This is a genomic window from Comamonas serinivorans, assembly GCF_002158865.1.
Classification (GTDB): Bacteria; Pseudomonadota; Gammaproteobacteria; order Burkholderiales; family Burkholderiaceae_C; genus Comamonas_E; species Comamonas_E serinivorans.
The window spans coordinates 1,672,235-1,686,070 of record NZ_CP021455.1; the positions used below are offsets into that span (position 1 = coordinate 1,672,235).

At 67.7% G+C, this 13,836-nt stretch carries 17 protein-coding genes; 9 read left to right on the forward strand and 8 right to left on the reverse strand.

What is annotated here, in order from left to right:
- Positions 1-208: 208 nt before the first annotated feature.
- Together CCO03_RS07130 and CCO03_RS07135 are read right to left on the reverse strand one after the other, a co-directional pair.
- The gene (locus tag CCO03_RS07130) at positions 209-481 is read right to left on the reverse strand and encodes a hypothetical protein (RefSeq protein WP_087279123.1); all 273 of its coding nucleotides are present in this window, start codon (positions 479-481) and stop codon (positions 209-211) included.
- Between the two features lie 59 nt (positions 482-540).
- Positions 541-1,470, reverse strand: a complete 930-nt coding sequence (locus tag CCO03_RS07135; RefSeq protein ID WP_087279126.1) for an acyl-CoA dehydrogenase family protein — start codon at positions 1,468-1,470, stop codon at positions 541-543.
- Positions 1,471-1,595: 125 nt separating this feature from the next.
- Here CCO03_RS07135 and CCO03_RS19555 point away from each other — a divergent pair, with 125 nt between their 5' ends.
- Entirely contained in the window at positions 1,596-1,865 is a 270-nt protein-coding gene (locus tag CCO03_RS19555; RefSeq protein ID WP_157667550.1) for a hypothetical protein, read from the forward strand.
- Here the strand turns inward: CCO03_RS19555 and CCO03_RS07140 are convergent.
- Entirely contained in the window at positions 1,862-2,311 is a 450-nt protein-coding gene (locus CCO03_RS07140) for a carboxymuconolactone decarboxylase family protein (RefSeq protein ID WP_087279129.1), read from the reverse strand. The genes CCO03_RS19555 and CCO03_RS07140 overlap by 4 nt on opposite strands.
- 565 nt (positions 2,312-2,876) lie before the next feature.
- Positions 2,877-3,152, reverse strand: coding sequence for an oxidative damage protection protein (locus CCO03_RS07145; protein ID WP_087279131.1), 276 nt, complete (start codon positions 3,150-3,152; stop codon positions 2,877-2,879).
- 122 nt (positions 3,153-3,274) lie between these two features.
- On the opposite strand from CCO03_RS07145, the gene CCO03_RS07150 reads away from it, so the two are divergent.
- From CCO03_RS07150 to CCO03_RS07180, 7 genes are all read left to right on the forward strand, one after another.
- A complete protein-coding gene (locus CCO03_RS07150; RefSeq protein ID WP_087279134.1) occupies positions 3,275-4,303 on the forward strand; it encodes a sulfate ABC transporter substrate-binding protein in 1,029 nt (342 codons plus the stop codon).
- A gap of 154 nt (positions 4,304-4,457) precedes the next feature.
- Positions 4,458-4,841, forward strand: coding sequence for a VOC family protein (locus tag CCO03_RS07155; protein WP_087279137.1), 384 nt, complete (start codon positions 4,458-4,460; stop codon positions 4,839-4,841).
- Between the two features lie 148 nt (positions 4,842-4,989).
- Complete coding sequence (locus CCO03_RS07160) at positions 4,990-5,973, forward strand: CysB family HTH-type transcriptional regulator (RefSeq protein ID WP_087279140.1); 984 nt, start codon at positions 4,990-4,992, stop codon at positions 5,971-5,973.
- Positions 5,974-6,229: 256 nt separating this feature from the next.
- Positions 6,230-7,222, forward strand: a complete 993-nt coding sequence (gene epsC / locus CCO03_RS07165) for a serine O-acetyltransferase EpsC (protein ID WP_087279143.1) — start codon at positions 6,230-6,232, stop codon at positions 7,220-7,222.
- A 92-nt stretch (positions 7,223-7,314) separates the two neighbouring features.
- Positions 7,315-7,770: a MarR family winged helix-turn-helix transcriptional regulator gene (locus CCO03_RS07170; RefSeq protein ID WP_087279146.1), complete on the forward strand. Its 456-nt coding sequence runs from the start codon at positions 7,315-7,317 to the stop codon at positions 7,768-7,770.
- Positions 7,771-7,836: 66 nt separating this feature from the next.
- Entirely contained in the window at positions 7,837-8,262 is a 426-nt protein-coding gene (locus tag CCO03_RS07175; RefSeq protein WP_087279149.1) for an organic hydroperoxide resistance protein, read from the forward strand.
- 8 nt (positions 8,263-8,270) lie between these two features.
- Entirely contained in the window at positions 8,271-8,642 is a 372-nt protein-coding gene (locus tag CCO03_RS07180) for a DUF1304 domain-containing protein (RefSeq protein WP_087279151.1), read from the forward strand.
- 272 nt (positions 8,643-8,914) lie between these two features.
- Here CCO03_RS07180 and CCO03_RS07185 read toward each other — a convergent pair whose 3' ends face one another.
- The 4 genes from CCO03_RS07185 to CCO03_RS07200 all read right to left on the reverse strand — a co-directional run bounded on the left by CCO03_RS07185 (position 8,915) and on the right by CCO03_RS07200 (position 12,099).
- Positions 8,915-9,889, reverse strand: coding sequence for a UDP-2,3-diacylglucosamine diphosphatase (locus CCO03_RS07185; protein ID WP_087279154.1), 975 nt, complete (start codon positions 9,887-9,889; stop codon positions 8,915-8,917).
- Between the two features lie 353 nt (positions 9,890-10,242).
- On the reverse strand, positions 10,243-10,743 hold the full coding sequence (locus CCO03_RS07190; protein ID WP_087279157.1) for a peptidylprolyl isomerase: 501 nt from the start codon (positions 10,741-10,743) through the stop codon (positions 10,243-10,245).
- A 5-nt stretch (positions 10,744-10,748) separates the two neighbouring features.
- Complete coding sequence (locus CCO03_RS07195) at positions 10,749-11,423, reverse strand: peptidylprolyl isomerase (protein WP_087279160.1); 675 nt, start codon at positions 11,421-11,423, stop codon at positions 10,749-10,751.
- A gap of 97 nt (positions 11,424-11,520) precedes the next feature.
- Complete coding sequence (locus CCO03_RS07200; protein ID WP_087279163.1) at positions 11,521-12,099, reverse strand: tetratricopeptide repeat protein; 579 nt, start codon at positions 12,097-12,099, stop codon at positions 11,521-11,523.
- A gap of 264 nt (positions 12,100-12,363) precedes the next feature.
- On the opposite strand from CCO03_RS07200, the gene cysS reads away from it, so the two are divergent.
- On the forward strand, positions 12,364-13,761 hold the full coding sequence (cysS, locus tag CCO03_RS07205; RefSeq protein WP_087279166.1) for a cysteine--tRNA ligase: 1,398 nt from the start codon (positions 12,364-12,366) through the stop codon (positions 13,759-13,761).
- Positions 13,762-13,836: the final 75 nt, after the last annotated feature.

Below are 13,836 nucleotides of genomic sequence, written 5' to 3' on the forward strand. Positions count from 1 at the left end.
CGCTTGGGCGGCTGGGGCGCGGATTGTCTCGACGGACCAGGGTCGGCCTGGATTCTGGCGCGTCAGGGGACGGGGGTGTGGATATGTTGATGCAGTATCAAGCCAAGCCCGATCAATTTTCATCGCATGGCCTGGTATACCCCAGAAATTCATGAACAAGCGTGCCGCACCCAGCGGGCTGGACTGGGTCCAGCGGAGGGCAGGCGCGTCAGGGCCGGATGACGATTTGCGGGTTGATGACGATCGCCGGCTCCTGGTAGACGGGCTGCACGTGCCGGGCGCGCACGGGCTCGCACTTGCGCTTTTCCTGGTAGGTGCCGTTGGATTTCCACTTGCGCTCGACCTTGCAGGGGCCGTCCCAGTAGGTTTCCTTGTGCGACCGGTGCTTGCCGTGCTTGTGGTCGGGGCCGGCCAGGGCCAGCAAGGGAGCGGACAGGGTGAGGGCGGCGGCAACGGCCAGCCGGAAGGAGAGGGTGTTCATGGGCCTTGACGCTAGCACAGCAGCGGGCGGCCCAGGCCGCGCCAACGATGTGTTGCGCTTCAAGCTGCAACAAGGCTCCAGGCGCGCTCGGTGCGCACGCCACGCGTTTTGGCGGACAGGCCGAACAGCTTGCGATCGCGCTGCCAGGCCTGCACCGCCGCACTGGCGGGCGCGTTGGCGCAGTGCGCGTCGACGGCGGCGTAGACTTGGTCGATGCTGCGCAGCGTGCCGGCCAGGGCGATGTGCGTGGCCGCGGCGCCCGGCGGCTGGCTGGCCAGCACCTGCAGGGCGGCCAGGGCGCTGAGGCTGTCTTCGACGAGGGTCTGCGGCCAGGCCTGGTCGCAGGCGACGCGGACCAGGTGCGACAGGCAGGCCGCGGAGACGAAGATGTCCTCCAGGGTGCGAAAGGGCTTCACGAGGTCGGACCAGCCGTCGCCGGGCAGCACGTCATCCGGGGCGACGGCGATCTGCTGCAGGCTCAGCTCGGCGTGGGGCAGCTCGGGCGTGAAGGCCGTGGCCGGCATGGGCGTGATGCGCACGCCGGGCGCCTGGGCCGAGACGCGCACCAGCTTCAGCGTGGGCCTGGCGAAGGCGTCGCCCTCGGTGGCATCGCGCACCAGCACGAACAGGTGCGTGGCCACGGGCGACATGGTGGACCAGCGCTTGGCGCCGTTGAGCTGCAGGCTGCCGTCGGGCAGGGTGCTCAGCGTGGACTGGATGTCGCGCGGCCGGTTGCCGGTGGCCTCGGTGGCGCACAGGCTGCCGGTGTCGGCGCCGGTCAGGTGTTGCGGCTGCAGCTCGCGGATGGCGGCCTGGTAGCCGCCGCCGAAGGCCCAGGCCAGGCGGTCGGCCGTGAGGCCGGCGCGCACGGCCAGGTCAAACGGGGCCAGGCCGGTGGCGGCGATCTGCGGCCAGTGCGCACGCCACTCGGCCGCGCTGGCGATGACGGGGGGCGTGTTGCGGGGCGGGAAGTGGGTGAGCAGTTCCATGGACGTGCAAGGCGTGCGGGTTGGGGGGCGGGGCCACGGGGGGTGAGGCACCCTTGCAGAACTTGCCAAGGAACTGTTCGGGTGTCATGGACTTGCCATCAACAACCGGGTTCTTCGGGTCTTCGATGTCCGGCACCTTGCTGTCGCAGGCAGCAAGGATCACGGCCCACGCTGTGCACGAACACGGCGCTGAAGATGGTGAGCAGGTACAGCTCTGGCACCAGATCTCGATGAAGCGCCGCTTCACCATGTCGACCTTGCAGCCGAAAAAGCCCGGAGCAGTTGAAGGAACCGGAGTTCCTGGTGAACCAGGTCTTCGCCGCGCTGGAGAAGCGCCAAGCCTAAGCAGGGAGTTGTTCAGCGCACTCATTCTTGTGCGCAAACTGCTGGCTTAGGCCTTAGCCCGTGGCTTCAAGCGGAAGCTGATCCCCATGCGGTTGATCGCGTTCATGGCGGCGATGGTTAGCGTCAAGTCCACCAGGTCTTTCTCCCCGAACACCGCCTCAGCGGCTGCATAGGCCTCGTCGGATGCATGCGTTTCGCTGACGCGCGTCACTTCCTCGGACCAGGCCAGCGCTGCGCGCTCCTGCTCGGTGAACAGGTAGGCGGCTTCGTGCCATACGGGGACCAGCACGATTTTCTCGACGGACATGCCTTCCTTGATGAGATCCCGCGTGTGGATGTCGATGCAGTGGGCGCAACCGTTGAGCTGCGAGACCCGAAGAAAGACGAGGTGGACCAGTAGGCTCGGTAGGCTTGTTCCGGTCGTGACGAAGTGGTGAAGGCTGCCCACGGCCTTTGCACCTTCGGGCGAGACTGCGAACCAATTTGCACGCTGCATACGTTACTTTCCTTTCGTGTGTTGAAGACGTGACGGCCAGCGATAGGCTCGGAGGGCCAAACGCGGCGGACGGAAAGGGTCCAGCAGGGCAAGCCGGCGCGGCGGAAGGCGCCGACCTGTGCAGGCCCTGCGGCCCATTGTGGGTGCCGGTGCGCACGGCGCCTGTCGCCCAGGGCATGCGAGGGCTGTCGGTCGCTTCGGGTCGGTCCGGGGGCGCGGGAGCGGAGGCTGTCTGGTTCCTGGCACGCCAGGCTTGCCGAGGATGCGCGGCTTGGGCGGGACGCTGGAGTCGCCGCATGTGCGCGGCTCCAACCGGCTTGGCGCGCGGCGCGCGTCTTGGGCGGGACGCTGGAGTCGCCGCATGTGCGCGGCTCCAACCGGCTTGGCGCGCGGCGCGCGTCTTGGGCACAAGGCAAGGTCCAGGGGCCTGGGCTTTGCGCAACGCGACGTCGGCGGATGTGGAAATGGGGTATCACCTATCTGCCTTTGTAAATTGAGCGGTAGCTGATGAATACCCCCGTTGTGGTGCGCGGCTCGGGTGGCAGGGTTCGGCGAGCCGCTGTCGTCAGCTTTCCGACGGTGGCACGTAGCCGGCTGCGGCGTCGGCGCCTTCGCCGAAGAAGTGCTTTTCCATCTGTCGGGCCAGGTATTGGCGCGCGCGCTGGTCGGCCAGATTCAGGCGGTTTTCGTTGACCAGCATGGTCTGGTGCTTGAGCCAGTCGGCCCAGGCTTCCTTGCTCACGCTTTCCCAGATGCGCTTGCCCAGCTCGCCGGGGTAGGGCGGAAAGTCCAGCCCCTCGGCTTCTTTGTGGAGTTTGACGCATTGCACCATGCGGGCCATCGGGGGTCCTTTTTAGATGATTAAGTAATTTGAAAACTTCAAAACTGTAGTTCAAGTTTTAAAGCGTGGTCCGCAGAATCCGCCGCATTCGTTCAAAACGCCGACTGGAAGAGAGCAGGACCATGATGTTTCGCCGCAACTTTATCAACGTTTCGATCGCCGCCCTGGTGGCGGGGGCAAGCCTGGCAGGCGTGAGCCTGACGGCTCAGGCGCAAGGCAAGGTCGAGCTGCTCAACGTGTCGTACGACCCCACGCGTGAGCTGTACGTCGAGTACAACAAGGCCTTCGCCAAGCACTGGAAGGACACGACCGGCCAGGAGGTGGTGGTCAAGCAGTCGCACGGTGGCTCGGGCAAGCAGGCCCGCTCCATCATCGACGGCATCCCCGCCGACGTGGCCACGCTGGCCCTGGCTGGCGACATCGATGCGCTGGTCAAGCACGATCAGTGGCTGCCGGCCGACTGGCAAAAGCGCCTGCCGCACAACTCGGCACCGTACACGTCGACCATCGTGTTCCTGGTGAAGAAGGGCAACCCCAAGGGCATCAAGGACTGGGGCGACCTCGTCAAGCCGGGTGTGCAGGTGATCACGCCCAACCCCAAGACCAGCGGCGGCGCGCGCTGGAATTACCTGGCGGCCTGGGAATTCGGCCGCCGCCACTTCGGCGGTGAAGCCGGCGCCAAGGACTTCGTGGGCAAGCTGTTCGCCAACGTGCCGGTGCTGGACACGGGCGCCCGGGGGTCGACCATCACCTTTGTGCAGCGCGGTGTGGGAGACGTGCTGCTGGCCTGGGAAAACGAGGCTTTCCTCGCCCAGCGCGAGTTCGGCAAGGACAAGTTCGAGATCGTGGCGCCGTCGGTGTCCATCCTGGCCGAGCCCTCGGTGGCGCTGGTCGACAAGGTGGCCGACAAGAAAGGCACGCGCAAGGTGGCCGAGGAGTACCTCAAATACCTGTACTCGGACGAGGCCCAGGACATCGCGGGCAAGAACTTCTACCGCCCCACGGGCGCCAAGGCCCAGGCCAAGTACAACGCCCAATTCCCCAAGCTGGACCTGGTGACCATCGACAAGGCCTTTGGCGGCTGGACGCAGGCCGACAAGCTGCACTTTGCCGATGGCGGCAGCTTCGACCAGATCTACACCAAGAAGTGAGCCGGGCTCAGCCGATGCCGCAGCGACCGCGAGGGGGCGTGGCGGCATCGGCGGCCTGCCCTGCATGAGCAGGGGTTGATTTCTGTGGAAGGAATCAACGACCCAGAACAAGACTGCCCGGGATGCGACAAGACCCTTTGATCGCACAGCCACCATGAGCCAACTTCACATTCACGCCATCAACCACGTGCAACTGCCTTTTCCGGTGGGCGAGGAGGACAGCATCCGCCATTTCTACGGCGAGTTGCTGGGCCTGCACGAGCTGCTGCCCGCTGCCGGCCGTGGCCTGCGCTTTCTCGCCGGCAGCCAGCGCATCGACCTGGTGCCCACGACCGCCGGCGCCGGGGTCTCGGGTGCGGCGCACCTGGCCCTGGAGGTGTGCGGCCTGCCGCAGTTGCGCTGGCGCCTGATCGAAGGCAACTGCCAGTTGATTGAGAACCAGGCCTTGCCCGGCTACCTGCGCTTTTACGTCAAGGACCCGGCCGGCAACCAGCTGGAGTTCCTCGAGCCGGATGAATCGCAGTACGCGATGAATTGAGCGGGCTGACCGTCGGCTTGGGCCGAACGGGCAGCGCCGCACGCCGTTTGGGGAGTGTGTCGATCACAAGAAGAAGAACAGCGGCGGACCCTGGATGACACGGGGCCGCTGGCATGGCGCCAGGCGACATGCCTCACCAAGGACTGACGTGAATTTTCAACAACTGCGCTCCATGCGCGAGGCCGTCCGGCAGAGTTTCAACCTGACCGATGTGGCCAACCTGCTGTTCACCTCGCAGCCTGGCGTGAGTCGGCAGATCCGCGAGCTCGAAGACGAGCTGGGCGTGGAAATCTTCGTGCGCGCCGGCAAACGCCTGACAGGGCTGACGGGGCCGGGCGAGGCGCTGCTGCCCATCGTCGAGCGCCTGCTGCTCGAAGCCGACAACCTGCGCCGCGTGGGCGAGGACTTTGCCGACAGCAGCCAGGGCCGCCTCGCCATCGCGGCCACGCACTCGCAGGCGCGCTACGCCTTGCCACCCGTGGTGCGCGATTTCCGCGCGCGGTATCCCAAGGTGCAGCTGCACCTGCACCAGGGCTCGCCCAAGCAGGTCGCGCAGATGCTGCTCTCGGGCGAGGCTGACCTGGGCGTGGCGACCGAGGCGCTGGCGGGTTTCGACGGCCTGGCCACGCTGCCGTGCTACCGCTGGAGCCACAGCATCGTCGTGCCGGCCGGCCACGCGCTGGCGGTCCATGCCGAACGGCCGCAGGGCCTGACGCTGGAGCAACTGGCGCAGTGGCCCATCGTGACCTATGAACCCGGTTTCACCGGCCGTGCCCACATCGACGAGGCCTTTGCCCGCGAGGGCCTGATGCCCGAGGTCGTGCTGTCCGCCATGGACGCCGACGTCATCAAGACCTATGTGGGCCTGGAGCTGGGTGTGGGCATCGTGGCGTCCATCGCCTTCGATGCCGAGCGCGACAAAGACCTGGTGGCCATCGACGCCCGGCACCTGTTCGAGGTCAACCTCACGCGCCTGGGCTTGCGCAAAGGCGCCTGGCTGCGCGGCTATGTGTACGACTTCATCGAGTGCTTCGTGCCCACGCTGACGCGCGACGTGGTGCAGGGTGCGCTGCAGGACAAAGCCGCCCCGCCGGCCGGCGACGACGAGCGCGAGGCCGTCAGCCTGGCCTGAGCGCCGGGGACCACGGCAGCGTGGCAGGCGCCGGTCCAGTCCCTAAGCGCTGGCGGCAAGGTGGAAGCGGGACACCGTGGCGCCAGGCGGCGGCAGAGGGCGGCGCATCGGGATTCCCTGTCGGCGACAGGGTTGGGCGTGCACGTGCGCCTGGTGCGGCTGGCTGCGGCGAGAATGCCGGCACATCCGGCCCAGCAGCCCCGGGGAGCCCTGGGGGCTGGGTTGCACCACCAAGCCCGCGACTGCGCCCGACACGATGAACAAACCCTTTGAAAACCTGCCCGTCAAAGCAACAGGGGACGTGCAACCGGACGTTGCCCAGGCCCTCGGCCTGGACGACGTGGTGGCCCGTCTGCGCGATGCGCGCAACGCCTGGCGCGCCGCCACCCACCGCTCGCCCGAGATGGTCGAGCGCGAGCTGCCCTCGGTCGAGGCCATGGCCGACATCGTGCTCGGCCTGCAGCAGGCCCTGTTTCCCATGCGCCTGGGGCCGTCGGCCCTGCGCACCTCGGACGAAGACGCCTACATCGCGCGCACCCTGGCACGGGTGCTGGGGGCCCTCGAAGACCAGGTGCGGCTGGAACAGGCCCACCAGGCGCGGCTGGGACTGGCCGTGGGCGAGCCGCAGCCGCCCATCGCCATCGTGCGTGACTTTGCGGCGCAACTGCCGCAGATGCGGGTGCTGCTCGACAGCGACGTGATGGCCGCCTTCCATGGCGACCCCGCGGCGCGCAGCGTGGACGAGGTGCTGCTGGCCTATCCCGGCATCCACGCCATGATTCACCACCGCATTGCCCATCAGCTCTACCGGCAGGGCATGACGCTGCTGGCGCGGCTGATCTCGGAGCAGTCGCACGGCGCGACCGGCATCGACATCCACCCTGGCGCGCAGATCGGCCCGGGCCTGTTCATCGACCACGGCACGGGCGTGGTGATCGGTGAAACCGTCATCATCGGCCGCAATGTGCGCATCTACCAGGCCGTGACGCTGGGTGCCAAGCGTTTTGCCAGCGACGAGAACGGCCACCTCGTCAAAGGCGGGGCGCGTCACCCCATGCTGGAAGACGACGTGGTGGTGTATGCCGGTGCCACCATCCTGGGGCGCGTGACGATCGGGCGGGGTTCGAGCATCGGCGGCAACGTCTGGCTCACGCGCAGCGTGCCGCCGGGCAGCCACATTGCGCAGGCGCTGGCGCGCGACTGCGGCAAGGAGGACGACGGCCTGGCTGTCGGCAACCCCTGCCGCTGAGCCCGCCGCACCGTCGCACTGACCCCGCCACGAGCGGGGTTTTGTGGGGTAAATAAATTGCACACAATTGAATTGCGTGATACATTTTCGACATGCACACCGCCAAGCCGTCCCCCGATGAGTTGCTCAAGCTGGACAACCAGCTGTGCTTCGCCATCTATTCGGCCTCGCTGGCGATGACGCGGCTGTACAAGCCGCTGCTCGAGCCGCTGGGGCTGACCTATCCGCAGTACCTCGTCATGCTCGCGCTGTGGGAGGCCGATGGCCTCACCGTGTCGGCACTCGGCGAGCGGCTGTCCCTCGATTCCGGCACCCTGACGCCGTTGCTCAAACGCCTGGAAGCCGCCGGCCTGCTGAGCCGCGTGCGCGACGCCGCCGATGAGCGGCGCGTGCACATCCGGCTGACGGCGCCGGGCCGGAACCTGCGCGCACAGGCCGCCGAGGTGCCGCGCTGCGTGCTGGCGGCCAGCCAGTGCCCGCTCGATGAACTCGCCCAGCTCAACCAGCAACTGCGCGCCCTGCGTGACCGGTTGCGGCAAGCCGCCTGAACCGCACCCACCGATTTCTCCGCCGCTTCACACCGAAGCCCTCTCAACTCCCTGCAAGGAACGACCATGACCACCTCACTCGACAAGGTTCTCTACACCGCACAAGCCCACACCACCGGCGGCCGCGACGGCCAGGGCCGCAGCAGCGACGGCGCCATCGACGTGCAACTGAGCCCGCCCGGCTCCGGCAAGGCCGGCACCAACCCCGAGCAGCTGTTTGCCGTGGGCTATGCGGCCTGCTTCATCGGCGCCATGAAGGCCGTTGGTCCCAAGGTCGGCGTGAAGGTGCCCGACGACGTTGCCATCGACTCCAGCGTGTCCCTGGGCCCGACCAACGGCGGAGCCGCCTACGGCATCGCGGTCAAGCTCGCCATCAGCCTGCCGGGGCTGGACGACGCCGCCAAGCAGAAGCTGGTGGATGCCGCACACCAGGTCTGCCCGTACTCGAACGCCACGCGCGGCAACATCCCGGTTGAGCTGACCATCGCCTGAGCCTGGCCATGGCCTGGATCGCGCGCGGCCTGACGCTGCTGGTGGCGCTGGAACATGTCGGCATCCTGGTGCTGGAGATGTTCTTCTGGAATCGGCCGGCGGGCCTGCGGGTGTTCAAGCTGACGCAGGCCTTTGCCGATGCGACCACCACGCTGGCCGCAAACCAGGGTCTGTACAACGGCTTCCTGGCCGCTGGCCTGCTGTGGGGCGCGCTGGCCCGCCATCGTCCGGTGACGCTGTTCTTCCTGGGCTGCGTGACCGTGGCTGGCGTGTTCGGCGGGCTCACCGCCTCCCCCACCATCCTGGTCGTGCAGGCCTTGCCCGCGTTCGTCGCCGCCGTGGCCGTCCTGTTGACCCCGCGCACCGCCTGGTCGGCTTGAGGGCCGACCCTGCCGCGATGCTGGCGGCCGAGTCGATAGACTGCGAGTCAACCCGCGTTACATCAAAGCAGTATGGGGCTGTTGCCGTTTTGACATGAACGGGAACAGCCCCATACTGCGTAGACAAATGCTTCTTCCCTGTGAGGCGTTCGATGCCTTGGTCTGGGGTCAAGGTCCGGTGCCATGTCGAGGTGCGCGACGCTCAACTGATTGCCCGAGCGAGGCCAGCATCCGCGCACGCGGCAGGCCCCAGGGGTCTGTCGCCCAGGGCTTCAGCGCACGCCGAACAGGGCGGCAGCCCGATCGCCGCCTTGGGTCAGGCTGATGCGCTGCCAGGTCCAGCCTGGCGTCGTCTGCGCGCCAGCCGTGTCTGCGGCAGCGGTAACGGCAGCGGGCGCCGCAGCAGGGGTGTCTCGCATCAGGCGGATCACGTCAGCGCGGGGCGGCCGGGCCTGCAGGTCCCAGTCGGACAACACGATGCGCAGCGGGCCGGGCTCGACGCCTGGGGTCGCTGGCTGCTCCGTGGACAGGCGAATGGGTTGGCCCGTTGCTGGCTCGCGGTTCGGGGCCAGCGCGTGCTCCGCGGGCCGGTGCGTGTGGCCGTGCAGCAGCACGCTGGCGTCGCTGGCGGCCAGGGCCGCCTGTGCGGTGGCGGTGTCCACGTCGGCGTGGCTGAGCATGTCGGCCTGCTTGCTGGCGCTGGCCTGGCGCATGGCACGCGCGATGGCCTGGCGCTCGGCCAGCGGCTTGGCCAGCAGGGCGGCTTGCCAGGTCGGCGTGCGCACCTGGGTGCGAAAGCGCTGGTAGTCCACGTCATCGAGGCACCAGGCGTCGCCATGGGTGAGCAGCCAGCGCTGGCCTGCGCCCAGGTCCAGGCAGGTGGGGTCGTGCAGGCCCTGCAGGCCAGCCTGGGCGAGGAAGGTCGGGCCCAGCAGAAAGTCGCGGTTGCCGGCCATGAAGTGCACGGCCGCGCGCTGGCTCAGGGCGCGGATCTGCGCGGCGACCCGGGCTTCGAAGCTGCCCGGCGTGGCCGCGTCGTCGCCCACCCAGACCTCGAACACGTCCCCCAGCAGGAACACCGCATCGGCCGGCGTGTGCTGCAGGTAATGGGCAAAAGCCTGTGCGGTGGCGGCGCCGTCGTCGCCCTCGTGCAGGTGCAGGTCCGAGAGGAAATCGATGCAGCGCCAGCCCCGGCATGCAGCACGGGACTGGCGGGGAAGGGCGTGCTGGCGGTCATGGTGGGGTATGCCTCGGTTTCCGTTCTTTGGATGACGGAAAGGGCTGTGTACTGGGTGTGTGGCGGCGTAAGGGCTGCGGATGCGCAGGCGCTTTCAATCGGGTGCTGGGCGTGTCCGCGTTGACCCGATTGGGCGCGGCAGCGTGTCGGCCCGGGTGCCCCTGAAGCCTGGGCTGGCCGTGGCGGGTGCACCTGAGGCTAGGAGGCTCGGGCCGCGCAGGTCTGGCGTGCGCATCGCGGTGCGGCGACCCAGGAGCGGGCGCGTCGGTGATCCGCAAGAGCCCTGTGGGGTCCGCCGCAGTGCGGCAGGACGACAGGTGGCGCAGGGCATCGGCTGATGCCGAAGCCGCTGCGCCCGGTCGATCAGAGCACTTCGACCTTCTCGATGACCACGTCGTCCTGGGGCACGTCCTGGTGGCCGCCGCGGTTGCCCGTGGCCACGCCCGCGATGGCGTCCACCACGTCCTGGCCGGCCGTGACCTTGCCGAACACGGCATAGCCCCAGCCCTGGGCCGTGGGGCTGGTGAAGTTCAGGAAGTCGTTCTTGGCCACGTTGATGAAGAACTGCGCGCTGGCCGAATGCGGGTCGCTGGTGCGCGCCATGGCGATGGTGTATTTGTCGTTCTTCAGGCCGTTGTTGGCTTCGTTGGTGATGGGCGCATCGGTGGGCTTTTGCTTCAGGCCCGACTCGAAGCCGCCGCCCTGGATCATGAAGCCGGGGATGACGCGGTGGAACACCGTGCCGTTGAAGTGGCCTTTTTCGGCGTAGGCGATGAAGTTCGCCACGGTCTTGGGGGCCTGCTCGTCGTCGAGTTCCAGGGTGATGACGCCGCGGCCGGCGATGTGCATGTTCAGTGTGCGCATGGTGCTTATTTCACGAGGGTTGCAGATTGGATGACGATGGGCGTCTTGGGCACGTCGGAGGGGAAGGGGCCGCCGGCGCCCGTGGGCGTCTGGCGGATCTTCTCGACCACGTCCATGCCGCTGACCACCTTGCCGAACACGGTGTAGCCGAACAGGGCGGGGTGGTTGATGACGTTCTTGCGCGGGATGTCCTTGTGGACCTGGCCCTGGAATTCAAAGGTGACGGGGTCGCCATCGGGGATCGCCACCGGGTCCAGGCGTGCATTGTCCACGGTGTTGATGAAGAACTGGCTGGTGGCCGAGTTCGGGTCGTTGGTGCGGGCCATGGCGACCGAGCCGCGCACATTCTTCAGGCCCTTGGCCAGGGCGGCCCGTCCTTCGTGCAGGATGGCCGGGCGCGTGGGCTTTTGCTTGTAGTCGGTGTCAAAGCCGCCGCCCTGCACCATGAAGTCGGCGATCACGCGGTGAAACGTGGTGCCGTCGTAATGCTTGTCCTTCACGTACTGGAGGAAGTTGGCCACGGTCTTGGGCGCCTTGTCGGGGTAGACCTCGATGACGAAGTCGCCCACGTTGGTGCTGAACTTCACACGGGGGTCTGCGGCGGCGTGGACCAGGCCGGTGCCACCCAGCGCCAGGGTGGCGGTCAAGGCCAGCTGGGTCAGCTGTCTGCGGTTGAACATGCAAGCAACTCCTTGTTGAGTCGGTCAGGGTGTCGGAAAAAGGGGCGAAGGCTAGCACGAGGGCACGGCCACGCGCTGCGGCCTGGGCGCAGGGGCGTCAGCGGGCGCTGCCCGGGGCGGAGGCTTTGGCCTTGGGCTCGGGGGCCGTCTGGGCCGAGCCCAGCACCTGCGCCAGGTCGCGCTGCTTGGTGGCCAGGCGCGGGGCGTTGCCGCCCGCGCGCGACGACAGCGCGTACTGCTGGCTGGCGAGCCGCGCGTACACGTCGCCCAGGTTTTCAAAGGCAGTGGCGTAGTTGGGGTTCAGGGAAATGGCCGTTTCCAGCTCGGTTCGCGCCAGGTTGTACTCCCCGCGCGAGGCGTAGATCACGGCCAGGTTGTTGTGGGGCTCGGCCAACTCGGGGTAGTCGGAGATCAGGGCGCGCAGCGTGTCGATGGCGTCGTCGGTCTGGCCCGCGGCCGATTGGGCCGACGACAGCAGGAACCGCATCTGCGGGTCCTTGGGTTTGGCTTTGACGTAGGCCTGGGCCTTGACGATGGCCTGTTCGTTCAGGCCGCTCTTGAGCAGGCGCTGGACGTCGCTGTAGTCGTTGGCCCAGGCGAAGGGGCTGGCACACGCCAGCAGCAGCAGAGCCAGGGCGACCGGCGCGGATCGTTGCTTGAAAAGGAGCGAGGGCATCCGGCAATGATAGGGGCATTGCCCATGCCCGATGCAGGACGCGGTCCCGCGCCGGCGTCAGGCCGACCGCGGCCGGTGCGCGTGTCGGGACGGCGGTGAGGGCAAGGGGTGGCCGGCCCCGGCCTGCTTACAATCGAACGCTTTGTCACGCCCATCCGCACGGATGACCGCGTGTCGGCCGCCCCGTCGCGCCGGGGTGGCCCAGGTCGCTCGGCGCCCGGCAGCCGGCCGTTTCCTCCCATCCGTTCCCACCTCACGTCCACCATGAGCCTGCGCATCCACAACACGCTGACCCGTTCTGTCGAGGCCTTTGAGCCCCTCGACCCCGCGAACGTGCGCATGTATGTCTGCGGCATGACGGTGTACGACTACTGCCACCTGGGCCATGCGCGTTCCATGGTGGCCTTCGACGTGGTGCAGCGCTGGTTGCGCGTGTCGGGCTATGGCCTGACCTACGTGCGCAACATCACCGACATCGACGACAAGATCATCAAGCGGGCGGCCGAGAACGGCGAAACCATCCGCAGCCTGACCGACCGCATGATCGACGCCCTGCACGAGGACGCCGATGCGCTGGGCATTGCGCGGCCTGACCACGAGCCGCGCGCGACCGAGCACGTGCCGCAAATGCTGCGCCTGATCGGCCTGCTGCAGGACAAAGGCTTGGCCTACCGCGCCGAAGGTGACGGCGAGGGCGGCGACATGAACTACGCCGTGCGCCGCTTTGCCGGCTACGGCAAGCTGTCCGGCAAGTCGCTGGACGATTTGCAGGCCGGCGAGCGCGTGGCCGTGGCCGATGGCAAACAGGACCCGCTCGACTTCGTGCTCTGGAAGTCGGCCAAGGCCGGCGAGCCGGACGACGCCAAGTGGGACTCGCCCTTCGGCACCGGCCGGCCCGGCTGGCACATCGAGTGCTCGGCCATGGCCTGCGAGCTGCTGGGCGAGACCTTCGACATCCATGGCGGCGGCGCCGACCTGCAGTTTCCGCACCACGAGAACGAGATCGCCCAGAGCGAGGGCGCGCATGGCCAGCCCCTGGCGCGCTACTGGCTGCACAACGGCTTCATCAACGTCGACAACGAGAAGATGTCCAAGTCGCTGGGCAACTTCTTCACCATCCGCGACGTGCTCAAGGCCTACGAGCCCGAGGTGGTGCGCTTTTTCGTCGTGCGCAGCCATTACCGCAGCCCGCTGAACTACAGCGACGTGCACCTGGACGACGCCAAGGCCTCGCTCAAGCGGCTGTATACGGCGCTCTCGTTGGTGAACCAAACGCCGGCGGCTGATACTGCGGCCATCGATTGGTCCCACCCCGTGGCCGCGCGCTTCAAGGCCGCCATGGACGAAGACTTCGGCACGCCCGATGCCGTCGCCGTGCTGTTTGACCTGGCCAGCGAACTGAACCGCTCGCGCAACGCCGCCGATGCGCAGCTGCTCAAGGCCCTGGGCGCCTGCCTGGGCCTGCTGCAGGACGACCCGCAGACCTTCCTGCAGGCCGGGGCCGGCCTCTCGGAGGCCGAGATCCGGCAACAGATTGATGCACGGGCCGCGGCCAAGGCGAGCAAGAATTACGCCGAAGCCGACCGCATCCGCCAGGCCCTGCTGGCGCAAGGCATCGCCCTCAAGGATTCCCCCACCGGCACCACGTGGGAATCTGTGTAAGCCTCCCGCATTCCTCCCTCTGCCCGGCCCGCAGCCCTGCGGGCCGTTCTTGTCCCCCTCATCGTCCTCGTTTCG

Bases quoted from the DNA above. Each gene is read 5' to 3' on its own strand.
- CCO03_RS07130 (WP_087279123.1), bottom strand. From the start codon at position 481: ATGAACACCCTCTCCTTCCGGCTGGCCGTTGCCGCCGCCCTCACCCTG.
- CCO03_RS07135 (WP_087279126.1), bottom strand. From the start codon at position 1,470: ATGGAACTGCTCACCCACTTCCCGCCCCGCAACACGCCCCCCGTCATC.
- CCO03_RS19555 (WP_157667550.1), top strand. From the start codon at position 1,596: ATGTCCGGCACCTTGCTGTCGCAGGCAGCAAGGATCACGGCCCACGCT.
- CCO03_RS07140 (WP_087279129.1), bottom strand. From the start codon at position 2,311: ATGCAGCGTGCAAATTGGTTCGCAGTCTCGCCCGAAGGTGCAAAGGCC.
- CCO03_RS07145 (WP_087279131.1), bottom strand. From the start codon at position 3,152: ATGGCCCGCATGGTGCAATGCGTCAAACTCCACAAAGAAGCCGAGGGG.
- CCO03_RS07150 (WP_087279134.1), top strand. From the start codon at position 3,275: ATGATGTTTCGCCGCAACTTTATCAACGTTTCGATCGCCGCCCTGGTG.
- CCO03_RS07155 (WP_087279137.1), top strand. From the start codon at position 4,458: ATGAGCCAACTTCACATTCACGCCATCAACCACGTGCAACTGCCTTTT.
- epsC (WP_087279143.1), top strand. From the start codon at position 6,230: ATGAACAAACCCTTTGAAAACCTGCCCGTCAAAGCAACAGGGGACGTG.
- CCO03_RS07170 (WP_087279146.1), top strand. From the start codon at position 7,315: ATGCACACCGCCAAGCCGTCCCCCGATGAGTTGCTCAAGCTGGACAAC.
- CCO03_RS07175 (WP_087279149.1), top strand. From the start codon at position 7,837: ATGACCACCTCACTCGACAAGGTTCTCTACACCGCACAAGCCCACACC.
- CCO03_RS07180 (WP_087279151.1), top strand. From the start codon at position 8,271: ATGGCCTGGATCGCGCGCGGCCTGACGCTGCTGGTGGCGCTGGAACAT.
- CCO03_RS07190 (WP_087279157.1), bottom strand. From the start codon at position 10,743: ATGCGCACACTGAACATGCACATCGCCGGCCGCGGCGTCATCACCCTG.
- CCO03_RS07195 (WP_087279160.1), bottom strand. From the start codon at position 11,423: ATGTTCAACCGCAGACAGCTGACCCAGCTGGCCTTGACCGCCACCCTG.
- CCO03_RS07200 (WP_087279163.1), bottom strand. From the start codon at position 12,099: ATGCCCTCGCTCCTTTTCAAGCAACGATCCGCGCCGGTCGCCCTGGCT.
- cysS (WP_087279166.1), top strand. From the start codon at position 12,364: ATGAGCCTGCGCATCCACAACACGCTGACCCGTTCTGTCGAGGCCTTT.